Raw genomic sequence first — 23,269 nt, 5'->3', positions numbered from 1 at the left:
CCATGCGCAAATATTCCGTCTTCGCCATCGCCCGCGAGGCCATGCGTGGCCACAGGGGCTGGCCGGAACAGTGGTCCTCTCCCGAACCGAAGAAGGATTACGAGGTCATCATCGTCGGTGCCGGCGGCCATGGGCTTGGAACGGCCTATTATCTTGCAAAAGAGCATGGCATCACCAATGTCGCCGTGCTGGAAAAGGGCTGGCTCGGCGGCGGCAACACCGGCCGCAACACCACCATCATCCGCTCCAACTATCTCTATGACGAGAGCGCGGGTATCTACGATCATTCCGTGAAGCTCTGGGACGGGCTTTCGCAGGATTTGAACTACAACGTCATGTATTCGCCGCGCGGCGTGATGATGCTGGCGCACAATGTGCACGATGTGCAGGTGTTCAAACGTCATATCCATGCCAACCGGCTGAACGGCGTGGACAATGAGTGGCTGACGCCTGAGGAGGCGAAGGCCTTTTGCCCGCCGCTCAACATTTCGCCCGAGGCGCGTTATCCGGTCATGGGCGCGGCACTCCAGCGGCGGGGCGGCACGGCCCGTCACGATGCTGTTGCCTGGGGCTATGCGCGGGCGGCGGCGTCGCGCGGCGTCGACATCATCCAGAATTGCGAGGTCACCGGCATCAATCGCGGGCCGGATGGCTCCGTCACCGGTGTGGAAACCACGCGCGGAACCATCGGCGCGAAGAAGGTCGGCGTTGTCGCCGCCGGTCATTCCACGGTTCTGATGCAGATGGCGGGCGTCCAGGTGCCGTTGGAATCCTACCCACTTCAGGCGCTGGTGTCGGAGCCGGTCAAGCCGGTCTTTCCCTGTGTGGTCATGTCGAACACGGTGCATGCCTATATCTCCCAGTCCGACAAGGGTGAACTGGTCATCGGGGCGGGTACGGATCAATACACTTCCTATTCCCAGACCGGCGGGCTGCACATCATCCAGCACACGCTCGACGCAATCTGCGAGATGTTCCCGATCTTCACCCGCATGAAGATGCTGCGGTCCTGGGGCGGCATTGTCGATGTCACGCCCGACCGTTCACCCATTCTGGCCAAAACCCCGGTGAAGGGGCTCTATGTGAATTGCGGCTGGGGCACGGGTGGCTTCAAGGCGACGCCGGGCTCGGCGCATGTGTTTGCTCACACCGTCGCGCGCGACGAGCCGCATCCCATCAATGCGCCCTTCACGCTGGAGCGGTTCCGCAACGGGCGACTCATCGACGAGGCTGCAGCAGCAGCAGTCGCCCACTAAAGCAAAACCGCAGGAGATTTTGCATGAAAGCCATCAACCTCTCGGAGAAGCTGTCGCTTTTTAGCGAACACTGGTCGCCAAGAATTGTCGGCTCCTACAACGGCAACGATCTCCTTGTGGTGAAGGTCAAAGGCGAATTCGTCTGGCATTCGCACGAGGAGACGGATGACTTTTTTCTGGTTCTCAAGGGACGGATCACCATCCGCATGCGCGAAGGCGATGTGGAGCTTGGGCCCGGGGAGCTGTTTGTCGTGCCTAAAGGCGTTGAACATTGCCCTGTGGCCGAGGAGGAAGCGCATCTTCTCTTGATCGAACCCGCGGGCACGCCCAATACCGGCGATCCCCGCACGGCTGTCACCAAGAAGCGGATCTGAGCTCATGCTTCTCATTCACTGCCCCTATTGCGAAGAAGACCGGCCGGAGCTGGAGTTCCGCCATGCCGGCGAGGCGCATATCGCCCGGCCTGAAAACATGGCCGATATGTCGGACGAAGATTTCGAGCGCTTCTTCTTCATTCGCTCAAACCCCAAGGGCATCGTCTATGAGCGCTGGCGGCACATCCATGGCTGCGCCCGCTTCTTCAACGCCGCGCGCGACACGGTGTCGGACAGGTTCCTGACGACTTATAAGGCCGGCGAGCCGAAGCCCGATCTCGGCGGGGAGGGGGCGTGATGCCTCAAACCTTCCGCATTGCCAGCGTTGGCCGGCTCGATAACGCCGATCCCGTTCGTTTCACCTTCGACGGCAAGTCCTTCGAGGGGCTGCATGGCGATACGCTTGCATCGGCCCTGCTTGCCAATGGCGTGCATCTTGTGGGCCGCTCCTTCAAATATCACCGCCCGCGCGGCATGGTGTCAGCCGGGGCTGAAGAACCCAATGCGCTGGTTGTCGTTCACCGTGATGCCGCGCGCAGAGCGCCCAATGTGCGGGCCACCGTTCAGGAAATCCATGAGGGGCTCGACACGGTGTCACAGAACCGCTGGCCCTCGCTCTCCTTCGATGTCGGCGCGCTCAACGATCTGGCGTCGCCCTTCTTCTCTGCCGGGTTCTACTACAAGACCTTCATGTGGCCGAAGGCCGCCTGGGAGCGGGTTTACGAGCCCTTTATCCGGCGCGCTGCCGGTCTTGGCGAAGCGCCCGACCGGCCCGATCCGGACTGTTACGCAAACCGTTTCGCCCATTGCGACGTGCTGGTCATTGGCGGCGGTGCGGCCGGGCTTTCCGCAGCACTCGCTGCCGCCGATGCAGGCGCACGCGTCATTCTGGCCGACGAACAGGCGGAAACGGGCGGCGCACTGCGCTATGAAACCGGCGCGATGATCGACGGCATACCCGGCTGGGACTGGGCGCAGGCCGTGACGGCGGAGCTTGTCGCGCGCGACAATGTCCAGCTTCTCACCCGCACCACGGGCTTTGGCTATTACGCGCAGAACATGGTGGGGCTCGTCGAGCGGCTGACCGATCACCTCGTCAGCCCCGCCACGGATCAGCCGCGGGAGCGGCTCTGGCAGGTGCGGGCAAAGCGCGTCGTGCTCGCCACCGGGGCCATAGAACGGCACATGGTGTTTCCCGACAACGACCGGCCCGGCATCATGCTGGCGTCCGCTGCCCGCACCTATCTGAACCATTTCGGCGTTGCGGTGGGGCGCAATGTGGCGGTCTACACGGCCGAAGACAGCGCGTGGCAGGCCGCTATCGATCTGAAACGCGCGGGCGTGAGCATTGCCGCTATCGTCGATTGCCGGCCCGATCCGCAGGGGCCGCATGTGGAAGAGGCGCGCCGGTTGGGCATCGAATGCCTGACGGGTCATGCCGTGACCGGCACGAGCGGGCGGCTGCGCGTTTCCTCGATCCGGCTGCGCCCGGTTTCAGGCGGTGCGGAGCGCACGATCGCCTGCGATGCGCTTCTGACCTCGTCTGGCTGGACGCCAGCCGTCCACCTTTTTTCGCAGTCGCGCGGCAAACTTGCCTTCGATGCGGAAACGCAGCGCTTCCTTCCCGGCCAAGCGGTGCAGGAGTTGGTCTCAGTTGGCGCATGTGCTGGCAGCATCGATCTTGGCGAGACGGTGGCCGAGGCCCTGAAGGCCGGGCACGAGGCCGCCGGCGGTGCGGCCCGCAAGCTGCCAAAGCTTTCGGCCGACAGCACCGAGCGCTGGTCCGGCGGCATGCTGGGTGCGGGCGAGGGGGCTGGTGCCGAAAGCACAGCCAAAGCCTTCGTGGATTTCCAGAACGACGTGACCGCGAAGGACATCCGCCAGGCGGTGCGCGAGGGCATGCGCTCCATCGAGCACGTCAAGCGTTTCACCACCACCGGCATGGCGACCGATCAGGGCAAGACGTCCAACATGCACGGTCTCGCTATCGCCGCCGAGATGCTGGACAGGCCGATCCCGGAAGTGGGGCTCACCACGTTCCGCGCGCCCTACACGCCCGTCACTTTCGGCGCGCTTGTGGGGCACGGAAAGGGCCGTCTGTTCGAACCGGTGCGGCGCACGCCCATGCACGACTGGGCCGAGGCGCACGGGGCCGTGTTCGAGGATGTCGGGCAGTGGAAACGCGCCTGGTTCTTCCCGCAGGCCGGAGAAGACATGTATGCAGCGGTCGCCCGCGAGTGCCGCACGGTGCGCCAGAGTGCGGGCATTTTCGACGCCACCACGCTCGGCAAGATCGAGGTCGTCGGGCCGGACGCCGCGCGCTTCATGGAACTCATGTACACCAACCCGTGGCAGAAACTCGGCATCGGGCGCTGTCGCTATGGCGTCATGCTGCGCGAGGACGGGTTTATCTATGATGACGGCGTGGTGGGGCGGCTTGCCGAAGACCGCTTCCACGTGACCACCACGACCGGCGGCGCGCCACGCGTGCTCAACCACATGGAAGACTACCTCCAGACCGAGTTCCCGGGTCTGAAGGTCTATCTGACCTCCACGTCTGAGCAATGGGCGGTGATCGCCGTTCAGGGGCCGAAAAGCCGCGACATTATCGCCCCGCTGGTGGAAGGGATCGACCTATCCGACGAGGCGATGCCGCACATGTCGGTGCGGGAGGGGATGATCTGCGGCGTACCCACGAGGCTTTTCCGCATGTCGTTCACCGGCGAGCGCGGTTTTGAGATCAACGTGCCGGCGGATTATGGCCGTGCCGTGTGGGAAGCCGTCTGGGCGGAAGGCGAAAAGCATGGGGCCTGCGCCTATGGCACCGAAACCATGCATGTGCTGCGCGCCGAAAAGGGCTTCATCATTGTCGGGCAGGAGACGGACGGCACCGTCACGCCGCATGATGCGGGGCTTTCCTGGGCCATCGGCAGGAAGAAGACGGATTTCGTCGGCATGCGCGGGCTGATGCGCCCGGACCTTACCGCTCCCGGCCGCAAACAGCTTGTGGGTCTCAGAACGCGCGATCCCAAAACGGTTCTGGAAGAGGGCGCGCAGATCGTTGCCGACTCGCAAGCGCCGATCCCCGTGCCCATGCTCGGTCATGTCACATCCTCCTACTGGTCGGAGAATTGCGGCCATTCCATCGCCTTTGCGCTGGTGGCGGGCGGGCATGAACGCATGGGCGAAACCCTTTATGTGCCGATGCCGGATGGCGCGATCGCGGTAGAAGTCACCTCGACGGTTTTCTTTGACGAGAAGGGAGAGCGCACCAATGGCTGACGCAATCGCCCGCGCGAGCGCTCTGGAAGGCCGTTTTCTCAATGATGAAGGCATCACGCTGGTGCGTGCGGAGCCTGCCACGCGGCTTTCGCTTCGCGCGCCGAAGACTGCGGTGAAGTCTCTTTCGAAGGCCCTGGGCCTCGATCTGCCGCAGCGTCCGAAGACGTCCACCGCGAAAGACGGCCGTGCGGCTCTCTGGCTCGGCCCGGACGAATGGCTGGTGGTCGACGAGAACGAGGCCGATCTGGTCGGGGCCTGCACCTCTGTCAGTGCATTTCATTCAGCTGTGGACGTCTCGCATCGCAATACGGCGGTGCTTGTCTCCGGACCGCGTGCCGAGGCCGTTCTCAGTGCCGGTTGCCCGCAGGATTTGTCGCTCGACGCCTTTCCTGTCGGCGCGTGCTCACGCACGGTTTTCGGCAAGGCGGAGGTCATTTTCTGGCGAACGGAGAAAGACGCTTTCCGGGTGGAATGCTGGCGCTCTTTTTCCGACTATGTTTTCATGCTTCTGGAGGCAGCCGCGCGCGATCGATAATCGCAGACGAGCGGAACCGACGCGGCTGTTTTGGCATTGATCCGAAAAAGGATGATATCGATGCAGCCTGATCCCAAGAAGCCAAAACCCGAAACCGAGAGTGAGCGTGCCGCCAAAGAGGAAGCACTGGAGGAGGGTTTAGAAGACAGTTTTCCGGCAAGCGATCCGGTGTCCGTCACGCGCACGACCCGCACCGGGGCGCCGGGAGAATTTACGAAAAAGCCTCAGAAGAGGAAGCTGAATGCCGAGGAGCTTGAAGAGGAACTTGACGAAGGTCTTGAGGATACTTTTCCAGCCAGCGACCCCGTGTCCGTGACCTCCACCACGCACACGGGGCGTCCAAAGAGAGATCGCTAACCCTTCTCAGCCCTCCGGCTTGCAATGCGCCAGGCAGCGGCTGCGCCGAAGGCGGCCAGCGGCACGAAGCTGACAAACACCCAGAGCGCCACGGCCTGCATGGCTTGCGCCGTGCCGCCTTCGGCAAAGCCGGCCATGTTGGCGACGATGCCTGCGAGGGCGGCACCAAGCGCGAAGGCGATCTGCTGCGTTGTCGGCATGGCCGCGGATGCGCTGTCGCGTTCGTGTTCGGGCGCGGCTGCAACCACGCGGCGGATGAGAAATCCCCAAAGCATGCCGAAGCCTGCGCCCTGTGCGAGCGAAAGCAGCACGATGGCCCAGACCGGCCCTTCCGCCATGGCGGGACCGAGCAGCGCAACCGCCAGCAGGATGAGCAGGGCGCCGGTTTTCATTACAAGGCGCTCTCCTGCCTCGTTCGCGCCGGCGAAAAGGATCGCCGTCGAGCTCCAGGCAACGGCTTCTGCCGCCATCACATAGCCTGCTCCGAGCGCCGACATGCCGTGAATGCGCTGGAGGAGGAACGGGCCATAGACGGTGAAGGACATGGCCGCCGTGCCAAGTGCCAGATTGGCGATGAAACCGGCACCCACAAGCGTGCGAATATCGAATGCGCGCGTCGGGAACATTTTGTCGGTCGCACGGCTGCCATCGCGTTTCAGGAAGAGGAAAAACAGTGCCGCACCCGCTGCCACCAGAGGCAGCGAGATGCCGGGTGTCACGTAGATGCCCGCTGTAGCCACAGCCAGAACGGCAAGCGAGAGAAGTATGAGCCGCACCAGGGGAAAACGCTGAGCCGCTTCTGATGCGCCCCTCGTCGGACGCAGGAACATTGGCACCAGAACCGCAAGCAGCAACGCCTGGATCGCAAAGGTCCAGAAACCCCAGCGCCACAGGCCGAGATCGGCGAAGAAGCCGCCGATCATGGGGCCGCAGAAGGCCGACGCCCCCCAGATGGCGGACATCAGGGCGATCAGGCGCGGCCACATTTCTTCGGGGAAAAGACGCCGGATCGCAACATATGTGAGCGCGACCAGAAGGCCGCCGCCGACGCCCTGGCCAAAACGGCCAAGCAGCATGACCGGCATGTTGGGCGCGAGTGCGCTGATGGCACAGCCAATTGTGTAAACGAGGGCTGCGACCACAAAGGCGCGGCGGAGGCCGATCGCCGTGGCCGCAAGGGCGGCTGCGGCAGCGGAAATGATCGAGCCCAGCAGGTAGAGCGACAGCGTCCAGCTCACCAGCCGGTCGCCGCCAATCTCCGCAACCGCCGCCGGCATTGCCGTTGCGACGAGCAGCGTGTCGGCGGCGTGGAGCCAGATGCCGAGACAAAGGAGCGCGAACTGGCCGAGCTGGCCGGTTTTCAGGATCGCCGCCCAGCCGGCATTGCCGAGCGGTGCCTCGGTTTGTGCATCAGTCATGATGTGCCTCGGTAAAATCGGGTTCAGTCGCCTGAACGTGCTTCTATGCGGTAGGCGCAGCGACGTGCGCCCGCCAGAATATGGTCCGTGCGCTCAACCCGTGTCTGCGGGCCGAGCACGGCCTTGAAAACGCTGAGTTCGGAACGGCAAAAGCCCTGGCAGGCCGTTGCGGCCGCACAAATCGGGCAGTGGTTTTCGATCAGGAGAAAGGCGCCGTCGTCGAGCGGTTCGACTTCGGCCATGTAACCCTCGCGGGCACGGATATGGGCCAGCGCGACGACACGCTCCTCAAGATCGGAATGCGCGTTTACCGCGTTTTCGTAAGATGTCTTCATTGTCTGTTCGCGCTGCCCGATCAGCCTGTCGAGGCCGTCTTCACCAAAAATGCGGCGGATCGAGCTGATCAGGTCAAGGGTCAGGTCCGAATGGCTGTCGGGGAAACGGCCGTGTCCCTTTGCCGTCAGGCGCCACACACGCTCCGGACGTCCGGGACCTCGCGCTTCCTCCTGAAACTGAACCAGATGGCTTTCCTCCAGCCGTGAAAGCTGCTTGCGCACGGCAACGGACGATATCTTCAGGAAGTGCGCGAGCCGCTGGGCCGTCATCGCCCCCTTCGTCTTGAGTGCGAAGAGGATGCGCTCATCCGCCGTTTCCGGTGCGGCTTCGGGCTGAACAGGTGCAATGGATGTGGGGGATGCGGGCATGACGAATCTCCGATTGACAATAAAATAACCTATTAGTTTCTTTATTGTCAATCGGCTTGTCACGTCAGGCAATGCGTGGCATCCCTCCATCCGTGGGGGCGCGGAACATGATTCTTCGCCGTGAACCAGATATCTCGTTTGTCCAGTTTTGATCGCCTGAGCGACAACGCTCTCCTCTCCGCTGACCAGCGCCATGCGCTACTTCGCCGGCACGGCAATTTCGTGCTGGCCTATTCGGTCGCGCATCAGCCCGGGCTGCGCTACTTCGGCAATGAGCACGGCGTTATCGCTTATCGCATGGTGGGCCGCACGGCCTATGCGCTGGCCGATCCTCTGGCCCCGCGCGCTCTCTGGCCTGAGCTGCTGGCCGCCTTTGTTGCGGCCAGGCAGGATGTCACCTTCTGGCAGGTCTCGCGCCCCATGGCAGAACTCCTGTCGTCGAACGGGTTCTTCGTGAACGCGCTGGGTATCGAAAGCCTGATCGACCTTCAGACATATGATTTCGCAGGCCCGTCGCGGCGCAGCTTCCGCACGGCAACCAACCGGTTTACGCGCATGGGATGCCGTGTCGAAGAGGTTCCCGTCGCTGGGCTCGACCCGAAACGCGTGGAGGCGATTTCACTTGGTTGGCGGCGAACCCGCACCACGAAACGGCGTGAGCTTTCCTTCCTTGTGCGCCCGATTCAGTTGCGCGACGAGGCGGATGTCCGCAAGTTTTTCATTCTCGACCAGAACGATCAGCCGGTCGCTTTCGCTTTCTTCGATCCGCTCTATGAGGATGACAGGCTGGTCGGCTACCTTTCGGCCACGCGGCGCTGGCTGCCCGATACGGATCCGCTGGCTGCTTACTTTCTGGTGCGCCGCGCCGTGGAAACTTTTCAGGCCGAAGGGGTGCCGAAGCTTTATCTCGGCCTCATGCCCTTCCACAAGATCGAGGATCAGGAGTTCCAGAAGGACTGGCTGACCCGTCGCGCTTTCCGGTTCATCTACACCAATCCGATTGCCCAGAAGCTTGTCTATCCGACCCAGTCTCTCGCCAGACACAAGGAAAGTTATGGCGGTGAAGCGCGCGAAACATGGTGCGCGATGAACACACAACCCTCGCTGCCGCGGCTCCTCAAGCTCATTCGGGCATGCGGGGTTCTCTGAACGAGCGTTCTCTCTTGCCGGCTGCAGGGGCATGCGCAGCTTCGGGAACTGCCTGTCATTGACAATCCGGGTCATGGACCCCAGAAACGGAGCGCCTGCCGCCGGCGCTCCGCGGCCGTGTTCCAGCCATTCAGGGAACGGCCGTACTCTGTGCGAGCCACTGCTTGAGAGCGCCATCCGCCATTTCGAAAACGGGAGCGCAAAAAGTAATCCCCATGTTTAATCGCTTTGTCATCAACCCGCCGGTCTTTTTCGGTGCGGTCTCCATCATCGCCGTGTTTCTTTTGATCGGCATCGTTTTTCCCAGTCGGGCAGGGGAGCTGTTCTCCGCACTGCAGAGCAGCATCCTGGCGAGCTTCGGCTGGCTCTATCTCCTTGCTGTCGGCATTTTTCTGGCGGCGGTGCTTCTGTTTTCATTCGGGCAATTCGGCAGGCTGAAGCTGGGTCCGGACGATTCCGAGCCCGAGTTTAAATATCATTCCTGGGTTGCCATGCTCTTTGCTGCAGGCATGGGCATCGGGCTGATGTTTTATGCGGTCGGGGAACCGATGACGCATTTTCTTGCGCCACCCACCGCGGAACCCGGCAGCATCGCCGCGATGCGTGAAGCCATGACGGTGACCTTCTTTCACTGGGGCATTCATGCCTGGGCCATTTACGCCGTGGTCGGTCTGTCGCTTGCCTATTTCGGCTATCGCTACAATCTGCCGCTTACGATCCGTTCAGGCCTCTATCCGCTGTTGAAGGACAGGATCAACGGCCCCATCGGCCATGCGGTTGATATCTTTGCCATTGTCGGCACGATGTTCGGTATCGCCACGTCGCTCGGGCTCGGCGTTACCCAGATCAATGCCGGTCTCAATTATCTGATCGGTCTACCCATCGCGCCCTGGGTGCAATTGCCACTGATCGCGGTCATCACGGCCTTTGCCACCATCTCGGTGGTTACGGGGCTCGACAAGGGCGTGCGCATTCTGTCCGAGACCAATCTGATTGTCGCAGTCCTGCTGATGATCTTCGTTCTGATTGTCGGGCCAACGGCTGATCTCTTTCGGGACTTCGTCCAGAATATCGGCCTCTATCTCGACACGCTCGTTCTGCGCACCTTCAACATCTACGCATATGAACCGACCCCGTGGATCGACGGTTGGACCCTGTTCTACTGGGCATGGTGGATCTCCTGGTCGCCTTTCGTCGGCATGTTCATCGCCCGCATTTCACGCGGGCGCACCGTGCGTGAGTTCGTAACGGCAGTGCTGTTCATCCCGGCGGGTTTCACCTTTTTCTGGATGACGGTGTTTGGCAACACGGCGATCTTCGTAGACACCGGCATCGCCGCTGGTGAGCTGGGTGCCGAAGTTGCCAGGGATGTGTCAGTCGGTCTTTTCCAGTTCTTCACCTATCTGCCGTTCACCGGCCTCACATCGACACTGGCAGTCGCGCTGGTGGCGATCTTCTTCGTCACTTCGTCGGATTCCGGTTCTCTCGTCATCGACACGATCGCAGCCGGCGGCGAAACGGAAACGACGACCCTGCAGCGTGTCTTCTGGTGCGCGCTGGAGGGGCTGGTCGCCGCATCCCTTCTTCTGGCCGGAGGTCTCGGTGCATTGCAGTCGGCAACCATCGCCAGTGCCTTGCCGTTCACCTTTGTCATGCTTGCGCTGGTCTGGGCGCTCTATGTCGGCATGCGGGCTGACCTGGCGCAGCGCGAAGCTCATGCCGCAGTGCCGCAGGTGGCCCCGGCCTATCCCGCCTCCGGGCTCACATGGCAGCGCAGGCTGGGGCTGATGCTGCATGCGCCGAGTGAGAAGGAAACGCTCGCCTTCATCCAGAAGGACGTGAAGCCCGCACTGGAGCAGGTGGCGAGGGAACTGACCGAGCGGGGGCGCGAAGCCTTTGTGGAGGAAGAGGAAAGTGGCGCCATCGCGCTCACATCGCCGGCTGAAGACATGCGCAACTTCGTTTACGGGGTGGCCCCTGCTTCGCAGAAACTGCCGGCGTTCTCGGCCTTCGATGCGGCGCGGTCCGGCTTGCGATATGAGGCCCGCACCCAGTTTTCGAGCGGCAGCAAGGGTTACGACATCATGGGTATGACACGCGATCAGATCATTCACGATGTGCTGATCCAGTATGAGCGCTATCTGCTATTGGTGCAGTCGACCGCATCTGAACTGGTCTCGGCGGCGCCCGAGCATGACGTTCAGGCCCAGAAGGAAGAGTAGGGGCTTTTGAGCATTCTGCAGTCAGCCGGAACCGCATGAATGCGCACAGTCAGATGGAGCGGAGCGGCGTTTACATGAAGCGCTGAACCGCCCTCGAGGGCCGGAACGTCAGCCGCTTCCGGCCCTTCTTATCGTCCCTGTTCCTGGTTTCCCTGCCACGTCGCGGGAACCCGGGACGAGAGATAGTGCCGCGCTCAGTGCGTGCGCATGGCCATGATTGACTTGTTCAGGAAGGCGAATTTCTCAAGCACGATATGGCCGTCATCGAACAATCGCCGCATCTGCCGCGTGGAGATGAGCGTGTTGTGCTCAACCAGATCGCAGGCTTCTTCCGGATCGGGAGTGCGCGGGAAAAAGCCCAGTTGAAAGCGCTGTACGAGTGCGATCCTGGCTGTCTTGGGAAGATACTGAAACCCGGGCATGCGAAAATGCGGTTCGAAGGGAAACCAGAAGTTCGGGGTCTGCACGAAATAGCGCCGCGAGAGCCGCTTCGTGTTCTCGGCGAACTGCATCATGCGTTCCCAGCTTCCAACGTGCTCCACGACGGAGTTCGAATGAACGAAATCGAACTGCTCTCCGGCGAAAAGGTCCGGATCGGCAGCGTCACCTGAAAGCGCGTGGAACATTTCCGTGTCCTCCACCTGTTCCGCTTCAAGGTTGAGGAGCGTGATCTTCATGTTCTGACGGTGATGGTTCAGAAAATCCGCACCGATCTTCCAGTATTCCTCGGTTCCGCCGAGATCGAGAATTCTGATCTGCCGCTTCTCGGCAAGGGCATCCTCGATAAGCGGACGGATGTTCTGAAATCGCTTTGCGCGGAAATTGAATTCGAGGCTTTCACGATCCGCATAGGGGTTCTTTTGTGCTTTTTTCTTTGGCGGAGCGTTTAAACTGACGGTCATGAAAACTCTCGGGAGAATGGGAACGCGGTCAATAATCTGAAATGACACGCTGTTTATTTGGATGAATAGCTTCCGCGAAGCGGACAGGCAATTCTCTTACGGCTTGTAACGTTAATGCCGGCAACTCTTCTCTTGAAAAGTGGCAGCGCCTGTTGGGTGTTCAGTGATCCCGCATCGCTTTGATAAGGTTACAGGAAACCGCCAGCTGCGGTCAGTCTTCCTTTGTCCGGTCGGGCATCGCCAGTGTCAGCCAGTGCGCTGTGAGAGCGGGTTTGATCGAGTTCTCGATCTCTACGGAGACATCGTAGTTGACCTCGGCGATGCCTGACGGGCGCAGCTTGATCGCGGCGAGGATGAAACGGGCGCGGATGCGGGCGCCGCATCGCACAGGTGCCAGAAAACGGATGCGCTCGAAGCCGAAGTTCACACCCATGGCGGAGCCCTCCAGCCGTGGCACGGCTTCGAACACCATGGTCGACAGTAGCGACAGCGACAGGAAGCCATGCGCGATGGTGCCGCCATAGGGCGTTTCCCGGGCCGCGCGCTCGGGGTCGGTGTGGATGAACTGGTGATCGTCCGTCGCCGCGGCAAACTGGTCGATCATCTCCTGGGTGACGACACGCCAGTTGGACAGGCCGACTTCCTGCCCTACCAGTTTCTCGGCTTCTTCAATGCTGATTGTCCCGGTGGTCAACGGGGCACTCCGTGGCTGTTGAACTGGTTGCGCGGTGTGCTTCCCCACCCGCGCGCCGCGCACAGATACAGTTTTGTACTGCGATTGTCACCCGCCAGAAGAGGCATCCGTCAGGATGCCTTCCCGCCGATCCGCGACGCGTGGTCAAGTTCGCGTTCGAGCCTTGCTTCCTCCTCCACTTTTGGAGTGATGAAGCGCCCGAGCACCAGATAGGCAACCGGGGTGAGGAAGAGGGTCGACAGCGTCGAAAGGCCGAGACCTCCGACGATCACCCAGCCAAGCGCGATGCGTGCTTCCGCGCCTGCGCCGCTTGCGAGCACGAGCGGCACGCCCCCGACAATGGTGCAGATCATTGTCATGGCAACCGGACGCAGGCGGATCAATGATGCCTCCTCGATGGCCTCGCGCACGCCCAGCCCGCGATCGCGGAGCTGGTTGGCGAACTCGACGATGAGAATGCCGTTCTTGGCCATGATGCCGACGAGGAGCACGAGGCCGATCTGGCTGTAGACGTTGAGGCTGGTGCCCGTCAGAAGCATGGCGAACACGGCGCAGGCGAGCCCGAGCGGAACCGTGGCCATGATGATGATGGCGCTGACGAAGCTCTCGAACTGGGCTGCCAGAACGAGGAGGATGATGACCAGCGCAAAACCAAAAATGATCAGCATGGAGTTGGCGGTCTCGCCAAGCGCGGCTGCTTCTCCAAGCGGCACAAGCCGCATGCCCGGTTCGAGCAGAGGCGCGGCGATCTCCTGCGCCCGCTGATAGGCCTCGCCAAGTGCGACATCGCCGAGTGCCGCGTTGACGCCGACCGAACGCAACTGATCCTCGCGCGACAGCGATGGCGGTACGGCCTGTTCCTTCAGAGTGGCGATGACGGACAAAGGCACGAAGCGTCCGTCGCCGGCCTTGATGTAGATGTTCTCCAGATCGGTGGGATCGTTCACCGGATTGGTGGTCGAGACCAGTTTGACGTCGACGCTACGGTCGTCGATGAAGACCGAACCAATTTTGCGGCCATCAAGCATCGCCTGGATCGTGTTGCCAAGACCGTCGATGTCGATCCCCAGATCGAACGCGCGTTCGCGGTCGATGGCGATGGAAAGCTGGGGCTGTGTCGTGTCGTCGGAGAGGCGGGCCTGACGGAAGCCCGGATCCTCGTCCATGGCCGCGACGATCTTTTCTGCCGTCTCCGTCAGTTTTGCGTAGTTGTTGCCGGCGATTGCGAAACTCAACCCGTTGCCCGCGCCACGGATGCCAAGGCTGTTGGGCTGGAAGACGAAGGCGCGCACGCCGGGTTCGTTGCGCACGCGGGTGGAAATGTCGGCGACGATCTCCTGCTGGCTGCGCACACGGTTTTCCCAGTCGGCCAGACGCAATACGAGAAAGCCGCTGTTGGAGGAGCCCCGACCTGCGATCGAGAATGTGCTGACCACCTCGCCACTGTCGCGCAGGGGCTGTATCAGCGCTTCGATGCGGCGCATCCGTTCCGCGAAGTAGTCGAGGCTGACACCCTGTGGCGCCGAAACGCGCATGAAGGCGATCGAGCGATCTTCGCTCGGTGTGATTTCGGATTTGATGAAACCGAACGCACCGTAGGCGGCAGCGGCGAAAAGCACCGAAATCACGATCACCAGGGCAGGCGCATTGAGGCAGGCCTGCAGGCAGCGTCGATAGATGGTGGAAAGGGCCCGCCCGGCGCGTGCGCCCATTCCGGTAGCTTCCCCCGCTTCGCCTTCGGGATGGGAGGCCAGCATGCGGGACGCCAGCATCGGGCAGAGCGAGAGCGCCACGATGGAAGAAAGAAAAACCGCCATGGCCAGAACGAAGCCGAATTCCTTGAAGAGGCCACCTGCCTGCCCCGGCAGGAAGGAAATGGGCACGAAGACCGCGATCAGCGTTGCCGTCGTTGCCAGCACTGCGAAGAAGACCTCCTGTGTGCCGAGCACGGCGGCTGCGCGCGCGCCCATGCCTTCATTGCGCCGGCGCACGATGTTTTCCAGCACCACGATGGCGTCGTCCACCACGAGCCCGGTGGCCAGAACCAGCGCCAGAAGGGTGAGAATATTGATGGAAAAGCCGGTCAGATAGATGGTGGCCAGTGTGCCGATCAGGGCGACCGGGATGGCGAGGCCGGGAATGATTGTCGCGCGGACGTCGCGCAGGAAGATGAAGATGACCAGAAGGACCACCGTCACGGCGATCATCAGTGCGATCTCTACCTCATGGATGGCGCCGTTGATGAAGGTGGCATCATCGCTGGTGACCTCGATGTCGACCCCTTCGGGCAGGATTTCGCGCACGTCCTCCACCGCCTTGCGGACGCCGGTGGAAATCTCGAGTGTGTTCGACTGTGCCTGGCGCACAATGCCCAGCCCGATGCCGGTGCGGCCATTGGCGCGCAGCTGGCTTTCTCCCAGATCGCCGCCAAGCGTCACGGTCGCAACCTCGCCCAGCCGGACGTAGTCCTTGAGATAGATCGCTTCGAACTCTTCCGGTGTCGAGATGGCGGCCGTGGCGCGCACGGTCAGGTCCTGGGTCGTGTTGCTGAGGGAGCCTGCCGGCGTGTCGAACGCGACTGTGCCGAGTGCCTGCGAAACGTCGGCGACCGTCAGTCCCATGCTGGAGAGTTTCGTCTGGTCGATGTCGACGCGGAATATCTCGGTGCGGTCTCCATAGACCTGCACGTCGGCGACACCGGGCACGGCGGAAAAGGCATCGACGACCTCATCCTCCACCAGTGTCGTCAGTTCCTGCACCGGCATGTTTGCCGAGGTGAGCGCAATGCGCATCACCGCCTGCGCATCATTGTCGGATTTGATAATGCGTGGTGCATCTGCATCATCGGGAAGGCTGTTCTGGATGCGGCTCACCGCATCGCGCAGGTCGGAGGCGGCGGTGTCCAGATTGACACTGTCGCTGAATTCCACCGTCACCCGGCTGCGGCCGTAGGAAGAATCCGACGAAATCGCCACGACGCCCGAGACACGGGCCGCGGCGCCTTCGATGATGGCGGTCACCTCGCGGTCCATCGTTTCTGCGGCGGCGCCTGAAAAATTGGTGGAAACGGTGATGACCGGGCGATCGACATCCGGCAGTTCGCGGACTTCGATGCCGAAGAGGGCGGCAAGACCCGCCACGGCAATCAGCGTGTTGAAAACAAAGGCCAGAACCGGCCGCCGGACGAAGAGAGCGGTGATGCCCGCCTGGGCGTTGTGAAGCGTCTCCTTCACGTCGCGGATCCTTCCGCATTGGCCAGTCTGGCGCCGGCATTGGCCGGGTTGCCCGCCGTTTCAACGGGCGCGCCCTCGCGCACATTATGGATGCCCTGGGTGACGACAAGGTCGTTCTCGCCGAACTCGGCATCGACCAGAACGCTGTCGGCGTTGCGCTGTACGATGCGCACGGGCTTTTGCCGTGCCATGCCGTTTTCGACGGTCCAGACGAACGGCCCGTCAGAGCTCCACTGGATCGCCAGCGGGTCGATAGCCGGATAGGTTTCGCCGGGGAAGCGCATGGAAATGGTGAATGCCATGCCGGCCCGCAGTCGGTCGTCGGGATTGTCGATGCGTCCCTCGATGCGCAGCGTGCGGCTTTCCGGGTCGATGCGATTGTCGATGGCGCTGATTTCACCTTCATGGACCGAAGATGCCCGGGCGACCGACGCGGCCGTCAGCGGCGAACCGATATCGATCAGGTCGGCGTAGCGTTCGGGGATCCAGAAATCCACCAGGATCTGCGACCGGTCGTCGATGCTGGCGATTTCCGTGCTGCTCGTCACATAGCTGCCGGCCGAGATCGGCAGGATGCCGACCGTGCCGTCGATGGGGGCGGTGATGGAGCGGCGTTCAAGTGCGAGTTCGGCTTCGCGCTTGGCCAGTTCCGCATTGCGCAGGGCAAGCTCGGCTTCGTTCTGCTGCACCACACTCACCGTGTTGGACGTGCGCAGTGCCTTGATGCGTTCGAGCGTCGCCCGGGCGTCATCAAGGGCGATCACGGCACGGTCCAGAGCGATTTCCTCGGAATCTGAATCGAGCCTGGCAATAAGGTCGCCGGCCTTCACCTCAGCCCCGGACGTGACCGCAATTTCAACCAGCGTGCCCGCCGTGAGCGGATTGACGATAACCGAGCGCAGCGCCCGGCCGGTGCCGATGGCGGAAAGCCTGTCGTTGATCGTCGCATGGGTGATTGGGGCAGTCACCACGGGGCCGGGCGCGCCTCCGCCACGGCCTCCGCGCTGCGGCCCGCGCGTTGCGGTGTTTTCTGCCGAGGTTTCGCCCGAAGAGACAAGACCCGCGCGCGCCAGCACATCCTGCGCGCCCGGATAGTACAGGAACCATGCAAAGGCTGCTGCGATAAGAATGATGAGGCAGGCAACTGCCTGTTTCCAGAAAGACATGCACGCTCCGGCTATTCGATCTTGGCAATGGAGGCGGCGCTCGTCAGCCGGTATACCGGTCGCTTCAGGCCATCTTCTTTATGCCAGCTTCCGGGCGGCTTTTCATCTTTTCTAGTATTAAATTATCGTAAGGCTACGGGAGCCAGACGGAGCCGTTTTCCCGAACAGCTCCGTCCATCAGGCTGGGAGTTGGGGTCACGTCACCTTGGCGCGGGTGCGGTATTCCTCCCGATCCCAGAGCTTTTGCCGCAAGACACGTTCCAGAATTTCCGCAGCCGCCACGATGTCGGTGTGCCGCAGGTAAAGCGGTGTCATGCCAAACCGCAGAATGTCGGGGGCGCGAAAATCGCCGATCACGCCATTGGCGATGAGGGCCTGCATGATCGCATAGCCTTCAGGGTGCCGGAACGACACCTGGCTGCCGCGCTGCTCCCGCACGCGAGGCGTAACCAGTTCCAGTTCCGGGCAGCGGTGCTCGACCTCGGCTATGAACCGATCGCACAATTCCTGCGATTTTTGCCGCACCAGCGCCATGTCGACGCCTTCGAAGGCGTCAAGCGCGATGTTGAGCGCGGAGAGGGAGAGAATAGGCGGTGTGCCCACCTTCATTCGGCCAATGCCGTCTGCCGGCCTGTAATCGGTGGTGAACGCAAAGGGGGCGTCGTGCCCCATCCAGCCCGAAAGAGCCGGGGCGACGTCATTCAGATGGCGTTCGGCGACATAAAGGAAGGCTGGCGCCCCGGGACCGCCATTCAGGTATTTGTAGCCGCAGCCGATGGCGAAATCCGCCCCGGCGGCATCGAGGTGGACGGGAAAAGCGCCTGCGCTGTGGCACAGATCCCAGATAGCAAGGGCGCCCCTGCCGTGAATGTGCCTCGTCATGGCCTCCATGTCGTAGCGCTCACCGGTCCGGTAGTCGACTTCCGTCAGCAGCACTGCGACAACGGTTTCGTCCACGGCCTCTTCCATCGTGTCGGCTGTGGCGAGTTTCAGCTCATAGCCTTGACCAAGGAGGCGGGTAAGCCCGTCGGCGACATAAAGATCGGTTGGAAAATTGTTCCTGTCAGAGAGAATGACACGCCGGTCCGGACGCAGGGAGAGGGCTGCGGAAAGCACCTTGAAGACATTGATCGAGGTGGAATCGCCGACGGTCACGCAGTTCGCACCGGCGCCGACAAGGGCAGCAATTTTACCGGCGACCTGGGACGGCAGGTCAATCCAGCCGGCGTCGTTCCAGCCGCGCACCAGGCGTTCGCCCCACTGGCGTTCGATCACGTCACTCATGCGATCGCTGAGACCTGCCGGCAGGACACCGAGGCTGTTGCCATCCAGATAGATAACGCCTTCCGGTAGCGTGAATCTGGGGCGATAATCTTTCAGCGGGTCCAGCCTGTCGCTCTCCTGGGCACTTGCCATCATGTCTGTATCCTGATTTTGTTTGGCTATGCTCATTTGATCAAAGTCCTATTGGCCCGCAAAATTATATATAATATGATTGATTATATGAAATCTGAGGTCGAGACAATGCCACAGAGCGATCCGCTGGAGCCCGAGGGAGCGCTTGCTGCCCTCAAGCGGGATATTGTCAGTGGTGTTCTGGCGCCAGGTGCGCCCCTGCGCCTGATGATGCTGTCGAAGCGTTATGGTGTCGGGTACACGCCGCTGCGCGAAGCATTGTCGCGGCTTGAAGAAGCGGGCCTTGCCGTTCTCAGCCCCAATCGCGGCTACCGCGTGGCGCCCGTCTCGGTGGCGGAACTGGAAGATCTCGAGCAGGCGCGCGCTGTTGTGGAAACGGCACTTCTGGAGGACGCCATAGCCCATGGCGATCTGGAATGGGAAAGCGCCATAGTGGCGTGCCATCATCAACTGTCACGTGCCTCAACTGCTCTTCGCAGAGACCGTTCGGCAGCTTTCGCCTCCTGGATGGATGCACATGATTCCTTCCATGGGGCGCTTCTCGCTGCTGCCAGATCAGGCTGGCTGAAATCCTTTCAGCGACAGATTTCCGAACAGTTGAGGCGGCACCATCAGGCGCTTCTGCTTGCGCCAGGTGGTGATGCGGAGCGTGAAGCCGAACACGATGCGCCGACGCTGGCGTTGCTGGAGGAAGCGCTGTCCCTTGCCAACCACACGCGGCTGATGGAGGCGGCGCTTGCGCGCGATGCGGTGTGCGCGGCTGCGCTCCTGCGCGAACACGTTCAGTTCACGCTGGCGGTCTATCGGTCGGTAGCGGCACGACCGGGCGACGGGCCGCCCTTTCAGGCATGAAGCCGGGCAGGGAAGTCAGGGAGTATGCGGCTGCCTGTCTCGTCGGAATTTCAAAGATGAACCGTCCGTCCGTGGGGATCAGGGAGCGGTGAGGGAGGAGAATGAATGCCGGGTTTCGTCGAAACGTTCCTGAATGCTGAGGTTTTTGTCCGTATCTTTCCAATGTTGCTGCGGGGCGTGGGCAACACGATCCTTCTTGCCCTGACCACGATAACGCTGGGTGGGCTGGCGGGTGTGCTGATCTGTCTTGCGCGGCTCTACGGGCCACGTCCCGTACGCATGCTGGCTGTATTGCACGTGGATGTGTTTCGTGCGCTGCCGATCCTCGTTGTCCTGGTGCTGATCTATTATGCATTGCCCTTTGTGGGCATCCGCCTGAACGCTTTCACGTCGGCGACCCTGGCGCTGGGCCTCGTGTTTTCCGCCTTCACGGCCGAGGTTTTTCGGGCGGGCATCCAGTCGATTCCCGACGGCCAGACGGAGGCGGCGAAGGCTCTCGGGATGCCGTTCTGGGCGATCATCTACAAGATCATCCTGCCGCAGGCGTTTCGTGTGGCGATTCCGCCGCACACGAGCAATTCTGTGGCGATCGCCAAAGACACGTCGCTGGCCTCGGTGGTGGCCATGCCCGACCTGCTCAAACAGGCAACCGACGCCCAGGCCCTGACCGCCAACCCCACACCGCTGATCGCCGCCGCGATCATGTATCTGATCGTGCTCTGGCCCGCGGTGCGGCTGGTATCCTATCTTGAAGAGCGTTTTCGGACAGTGAAACGCTGACGGAGCATTGACTGCTCCTGTGTTCGTGCTCTGGCTTACATGCTGCGGGCGCATTTGCCATTGGCCTGTGCGCGAAAGCTGCGTCTCTGGTCGCTGGGGTCCTTTCAGCAGATCAGAAACCGGCACAAAGCCAGCCAACGGAACCTGCGCATCGAGCGCTGCGGGCTCTTCGATAAAGGTTTGATTTTTATGAGAAACGGATGGTGGGCGTGACTGGGATTGAACCAGTGACCCCTACGATGTCAACGTAGTGCTCTCCCGCTGAGCTACACGCCCATCCGACGCCGCGCATAGATCATAAAATTGCGGCAGGCGTCAATAGGTAGTTTGGGGATTTTACGGCAATTTCGACAACCGTCCCGGATGCCGCGCCTTCCCGTGGCAAAATGGCTCTCAGGCCGCCTGTAAAAGCTTCTCCACCTCGTTGACGAGATCGCGCAGATGGAAGGGCTTGGACAGGACTTTTGCGTCCTGGGGCGCGTTCGAATCGGGGTTGAGCGCCACGGCGGCAAACCCCGTGATGAACATCACCTTTAAGTCGGGATCGATCTCCGTCGCGCGCCTGGCGAGCTCAATGCCGTCCATCTCCGGCATCACGATGTCGGTCAAAAGGAGAGAGAAGGGCTCTTCGCGCAGCCGGTCATAGGCGCCCGCGCCATTGTCGAAGTCCACGACTTCGTAACCTGCCCGTTCCAGCGCCTTCACGAGAAAGCGCCGCATGTCGTTATCGTCTTCCGCCAGGAGAATCCGTGCCATTGTGCCGTCCGAATCGTGCGAGAGCGGTCGTCCCGCAAACCGCTTATGTGTCATCAGCTATATGATTCTCGCATGGTAAATATCAAGTGAATCCTTATGGGCCAGTCTGTGGAGCGGCTGGACAGGCGCGCGCGCCGGTGGCAGGCTTTGCAGGGACAAGGCTTGGTGGAGGCGTAAAACACGGATGAATGCTACAACGGATTTCGGGAAGATTCCGGCTTTCGAGGTGCATGCCCCAGCGTCGCAAGAGGCACCGTTCGTCTTCAATTCGCCGCACAGTGGGCGCCATTATCCGCAGCGTTTTCTCGAAATGAGCCGGCTTGACGCCACCGTGATCCGGCGTTCGGAAGACTGCTATGTGGACGAGCTTTTCTCCGGTGTGGTCGCCTGCGGCGCGCCTCTCCTGACCGCCAATTTCCCGCGCGCCTATCTCGATGTGAACCGCGAGCCGTGGGAACTCGATCCGCGCATGTTTTCCGAGCCGGTGCCGCCCTACGCCAACATCCGCTCGCCGCGGGTGGCCGGCGGGCTCGGCACCGTGCCCAAGCTGGTCGGCGAGGGGCTCGACATCTATCAGGGCCGGCTGCCGCTGGCCGAAGCCGTTTCGCGTATCGAGGCGATCTACCAGCCCTATCATGAATGCCTGAAACGGCTTCTGATCGACACGCACTGCACCTTCGGTCATGGCATTCTGATCGACTGTCATTCCATGCCGGCGGGTGTGCGTTCGGGAGACGGCAGCCTGCGGCCTGATTTCATCATCGGCGACCGCTTCGGCGTGTCGGCTGCGCCCATCCTGACGGAATGGGTGGTCGGCCTGTTATCGGCGCGCGGCTATTGCGTCGTCCACAACAAGCCCTATGCCGGTGGCTTCATTACCGAGCATTACGGCCGCCCCGCCCAGGGGCTCCATGCGCTGCAGATCGAGATCAACCGCAGCCTCTATATGGATGAACGGACGTTCGAGAAGACCCCGGGTTTCAATGCCCTGATGGATGACCTGACAGATTTCGCGTGCGAACTGATGCTGACCGCCGGGCGGCATTTCACCGATCTTCCCCTCGCAGCCGAGTGACCTGCAGGTTTTTCGCAGTGCAACATAAATTCCCTCGACCCGGAAGAGCGGGGTAAAAAAAGACCGCATCGCATGGGCGACGCGGCCTAAAGTCTAGGGAGGAAACGCCCAAAAGGGCATTCGGCAGGTAAACTGCCTGAATAGAAGTTTATGTTGCATTGCAGCATTGTCAAGCGTTAACCGTTCGACAACCATTGCAAACAGCCGCATTCGCGGCGAAGATCATGTCCGACCATCCGACCATCCGACCATCCGACCATCCGACCATCCGCCTGTCAGCCGAATCCAGAAATCCCAAATCCAGAAGTTCAGGAGTTCCCCATGACCGTGTCGCCGGCCCTCATGCGCCGCATTGCCGAGGCTGCCGCAGAACAGACCCTGCCGCGCTTTCGCCAGCCGGTGCTGATCGACAACAAGGTCGATGGCGGTTTCGACCCGGTCACGGAGGCCGACCGCGAGGCCGAGAAGGCGATACGCGCGCTGATCGGCGAGGCCTATCCCGATCATGGCATACTGGGCGAGGAATTCGGCCTTGAGGGCGAGGCAAGTGATCATCGCTGGATCATCGATCCCATTGACGGCACACGCGCTTTCATCTCCGGCCTGCCCCTGTGGGGAACGCTGGTGGGGCTCACCGTGTCGGGTCGCGCGGTTGCGGGCATGATGTCCCAGCCCTTCACGGGCGAGCTTTTCTACACGGTCGGTGAGGGCGCCCACTATGAGGGGCCGGGCGGTGCGCGGTCATTGAAAACCCGCGACACGACCGAGCTTGCCGATGCCACACTGTGCACCACCACGCCTGCGCTGTTCGATGCGCTGCGCCGTCCCGCCTATGACCGGGTGGAAAAATCCGTCTGTCTCGCCCGCTACGGCACTGACTGCTACGCCTATGCCATGCTCGCGGCGGGGCAGATCGACCTCGTTGTCGAAACGGCCCTGCAGCCTTACGACATTGTCGCGCTCGTTCCCATCATCGAACAGGCGGGCGGGGTGATCACGAACTGGGCCGGCGGCCGGCCCGAAAGCGGCGGCGACATTGTTGCCGCTGCCACGCCCCAGCTCCATGAAAAGGCGATGGCCCTCCTGCGCTGACACGGT

General features: G+C 61.8%; 20 protein-coding genes and 1 tRNA gene. 12 read left to right on the top strand and 9 right to left on the bottom strand.

Annotated elements, in window-relative coordinates; all coding sequences use genetic code 11:
- The first annotated feature begins 2 nt into the window (after nucleotides 1-2).
- The 6 genes from BLW55_RS07255 to BLW55_RS07230 are packed head-to-tail and all read left to right on the top strand — an operon-like array spanning nucleotide 3 to nucleotide 5,804.
- Nucleotides 3-1,256 (top strand): sarcosine oxidase subunit beta, encoded by a 1,254-nt coding sequence (locus BLW55_RS07255; protein ID WP_090327841.1) that lies wholly within the window; start codon nucleotides 3-5, stop codon nucleotides 1,254-1,256.
- A gap of 23 nt (nucleotides 1,257-1,279) precedes the next feature.
- A complete protein-coding gene (locus BLW55_RS07250) occupies nucleotides 1,280-1,630 on the top strand; it encodes a cupin domain-containing protein (protein WP_007008823.1) in 351 nt (116 codons plus the stop codon).
- Between the two features lie 4 nt (nucleotides 1,631-1,634).
- Nucleotides 1,635-1,928, top strand: a complete 294-nt coding sequence (locus BLW55_RS07245; protein ID WP_090327838.1) for a sarcosine oxidase subunit delta — start codon at nucleotides 1,635-1,637, stop codon at nucleotides 1,926-1,928.
- Nucleotides 1,928-4,912: a sarcosine oxidase subunit alpha gene (locus BLW55_RS07240; protein WP_090327836.1), complete on the top strand. Its 2,985-nt coding sequence runs from the start codon at nucleotides 1,928-1,930 to the stop codon at nucleotides 4,910-4,912. Before BLW55_RS07245 ends, BLW55_RS07240 begins: the two co-directional genes overlap by 1 nt.
- On the top strand, nucleotides 4,905-5,447 hold the full coding sequence (locus tag BLW55_RS07235) for a sarcosine oxidase subunit gamma (protein ID WP_090327833.1): 543 nt from the start codon (nucleotides 4,905-4,907) through the stop codon (nucleotides 5,445-5,447). Before BLW55_RS07240 ends, BLW55_RS07235 begins: the two co-directional genes overlap by 8 nt.
- Before the next feature lie 60 nt (nucleotides 5,448-5,507).
- The gene (locus tag BLW55_RS07230) at nucleotides 5,508-5,804 is read left to right on the top strand and encodes a hypothetical protein (RefSeq protein WP_090329917.1); all 297 of its coding nucleotides are present in this window, start codon (nucleotides 5,508-5,510) and stop codon (nucleotides 5,802-5,804) included.
- On the opposite strand, the gene BLW55_RS07225 is transcribed toward BLW55_RS07230, so the two are convergent.
- Nucleotides 5,801-7,222: an MFS transporter gene (locus BLW55_RS07225; protein ID WP_090327832.1), complete on the bottom strand. Its 1,422-nt coding sequence runs from the start codon at nucleotides 7,220-7,222 to the stop codon at nucleotides 5,801-5,803. The genes BLW55_RS07230 and BLW55_RS07225 overlap by 4 nt on opposite strands.
- Before the next feature lie 23 nt (nucleotides 7,223-7,245).
- Nucleotides 7,246-7,926, bottom strand: a complete 681-nt coding sequence (locus BLW55_RS07220) for a helix-turn-helix transcriptional regulator (RefSeq protein WP_090327829.1) — start codon at nucleotides 7,924-7,926, stop codon at nucleotides 7,246-7,248.
- Between the two features lie 138 nt (nucleotides 7,927-8,064).
- Between BLW55_RS07220 and BLW55_RS07215 the strand changes: the two genes are divergently transcribed.
- Nucleotides 8,065-9,075 (top strand): DUF2156 domain-containing protein, encoded by a 1,011-nt coding sequence (locus BLW55_RS07215; RefSeq protein ID WP_025031361.1) that lies wholly within the window; start codon nucleotides 8,065-8,067, stop codon nucleotides 9,073-9,075.
- A gap of 215 nt (nucleotides 9,076-9,290) precedes the next feature.
- A complete protein-coding gene (locus tag BLW55_RS07210) occupies nucleotides 9,291-11,297 on the top strand; it encodes a BCCT family transporter (protein ID WP_090327827.1) in 2,007 nt (668 codons plus the stop codon).
- A gap of 194 nt (nucleotides 11,298-11,491) precedes the next feature.
- Here the strand turns inward: BLW55_RS07210 and BLW55_RS07205 are convergent, their stop codons facing one another.
- The 5 genes from BLW55_RS07205 to kynU all read right to left on the bottom strand — a co-directional run bounded on the left by BLW55_RS07205 (nucleotide 11,492) and on the right by kynU (nucleotide 18,711).
- Entirely contained in the window at nucleotides 11,492-12,199 is a 708-nt protein-coding gene (locus tag BLW55_RS07205; protein WP_007008543.1) for a methyltransferase domain-containing protein, read from the bottom strand.
- A 211-nt stretch (nucleotides 12,200-12,410) separates the two neighbouring features.
- A complete protein-coding gene (locus BLW55_RS07200) occupies nucleotides 12,411-12,893 on the bottom strand; it encodes a MaoC family dehydratase (RefSeq protein ID WP_007008544.1) in 483 nt (160 codons plus the stop codon).
- 110 nt (nucleotides 12,894-13,003) lie between these two features.
- Nucleotides 13,004-16,126 (bottom strand): efflux RND transporter permease subunit, encoded by a 3,123-nt coding sequence (locus BLW55_RS07195; protein WP_090327824.1) that lies wholly within the window; start codon nucleotides 16,124-16,126, stop codon nucleotides 13,004-13,006.
- The gene (locus BLW55_RS07190; protein ID WP_090327822.1) at nucleotides 16,123-17,292 is read right to left on the bottom strand and encodes an efflux RND transporter periplasmic adaptor subunit; all 1,170 of its coding nucleotides are present in this window, start codon (nucleotides 17,290-17,292) and stop codon (nucleotides 16,123-16,125) included. The genes BLW55_RS07195 and BLW55_RS07190 overlap by 4 nt, the downstream gene beginning before the upstream one ends.
- A gap of 195 nt (nucleotides 17,293-17,487) precedes the next feature.
- Nucleotides 17,488-18,711 carry a kynureninase gene (kynU, locus tag BLW55_RS07185; protein ID WP_090327819.1) on the bottom strand — a complete coding sequence of 408 codons (1,224 nt, stop codon included), beginning with the start codon at nucleotides 18,709-18,711 and terminating at the stop codon, nucleotides 17,488-17,490.
- An 84-nt stretch (nucleotides 18,712-18,795) separates the two neighbouring features.
- Here kynU and BLW55_RS07180 point away from each other — a divergent pair, with 84 nt between their 5' ends.
- Together BLW55_RS07180 and BLW55_RS07175 are read left to right on the top strand one after the other, a co-directional pair.
- A complete protein-coding gene (locus BLW55_RS07180) occupies nucleotides 18,796-19,560 on the top strand; it encodes a GntR family transcriptional regulator (protein ID WP_244509011.1) in 765 nt (254 codons plus the stop codon).
- A gap of 105 nt (nucleotides 19,561-19,665) precedes the next feature.
- The gene (locus BLW55_RS07175) at nucleotides 19,666-20,340 is read left to right on the top strand and encodes an amino acid ABC transporter permease (protein ID WP_090327813.1); all 675 of its coding nucleotides are present in this window, start codon (nucleotides 19,666-19,668) and stop codon (nucleotides 20,338-20,340) included.
- A gap of 201 nt (nucleotides 20,341-20,541) precedes the next feature.
- On the opposite strand, the gene BLW55_RS07170 is transcribed toward BLW55_RS07175, so the two are convergent.
- A tRNA-Val gene (locus tag BLW55_RS07170) sits at nucleotides 20,542-20,616 on the bottom strand.
- Between the two features lie 117 nt (nucleotides 20,617-20,733).
- Nucleotides 20,734-21,096, bottom strand: a complete 363-nt coding sequence (gene cpdR / locus BLW55_RS07165; RefSeq protein WP_007008549.1) for a cell cycle two-component system response regulator CpdR — start codon at nucleotides 21,094-21,096, stop codon at nucleotides 20,734-20,736.
- A gap of 184 nt (nucleotides 21,097-21,280) precedes the next feature.
- Between cpdR and BLW55_RS07160 the strand changes: the two genes are divergently transcribed.
- Together BLW55_RS07160 and hisN are read left to right on the top strand one after the other, a co-directional pair.
- The gene (locus BLW55_RS07160; RefSeq protein WP_090327811.1) at nucleotides 21,281-22,171 is read left to right on the top strand and encodes an N-formylglutamate amidohydrolase; all 891 of its coding nucleotides are present in this window, start codon (nucleotides 21,281-21,283) and stop codon (nucleotides 22,169-22,171) included.
- A gap of 321 nt (nucleotides 22,172-22,492) precedes the next feature.
- Nucleotides 22,493-23,263: a histidinol-phosphatase gene (gene hisN / locus BLW55_RS07155; protein ID WP_007008550.1), complete on the top strand. Its 771-nt coding sequence runs from the start codon at nucleotides 22,493-22,495 to the stop codon at nucleotides 23,261-23,263.
- The last annotated feature ends 6 nt before the right edge of the window (nucleotides 23,264-23,269 follow it).

The sequence above is a fragment of the Nitratireductor aquibiodomus genome (assembly GCF_900105565.1).
Lineage (GTDB): Bacteria > Pseudomonadota > Alphaproteobacteria > Rhizobiales > Rhizobiaceae > Nitratireductor > Nitratireductor aquibiodomus.
This window is presented reverse-complemented; position numbering and strand designations above follow the sequence as displayed.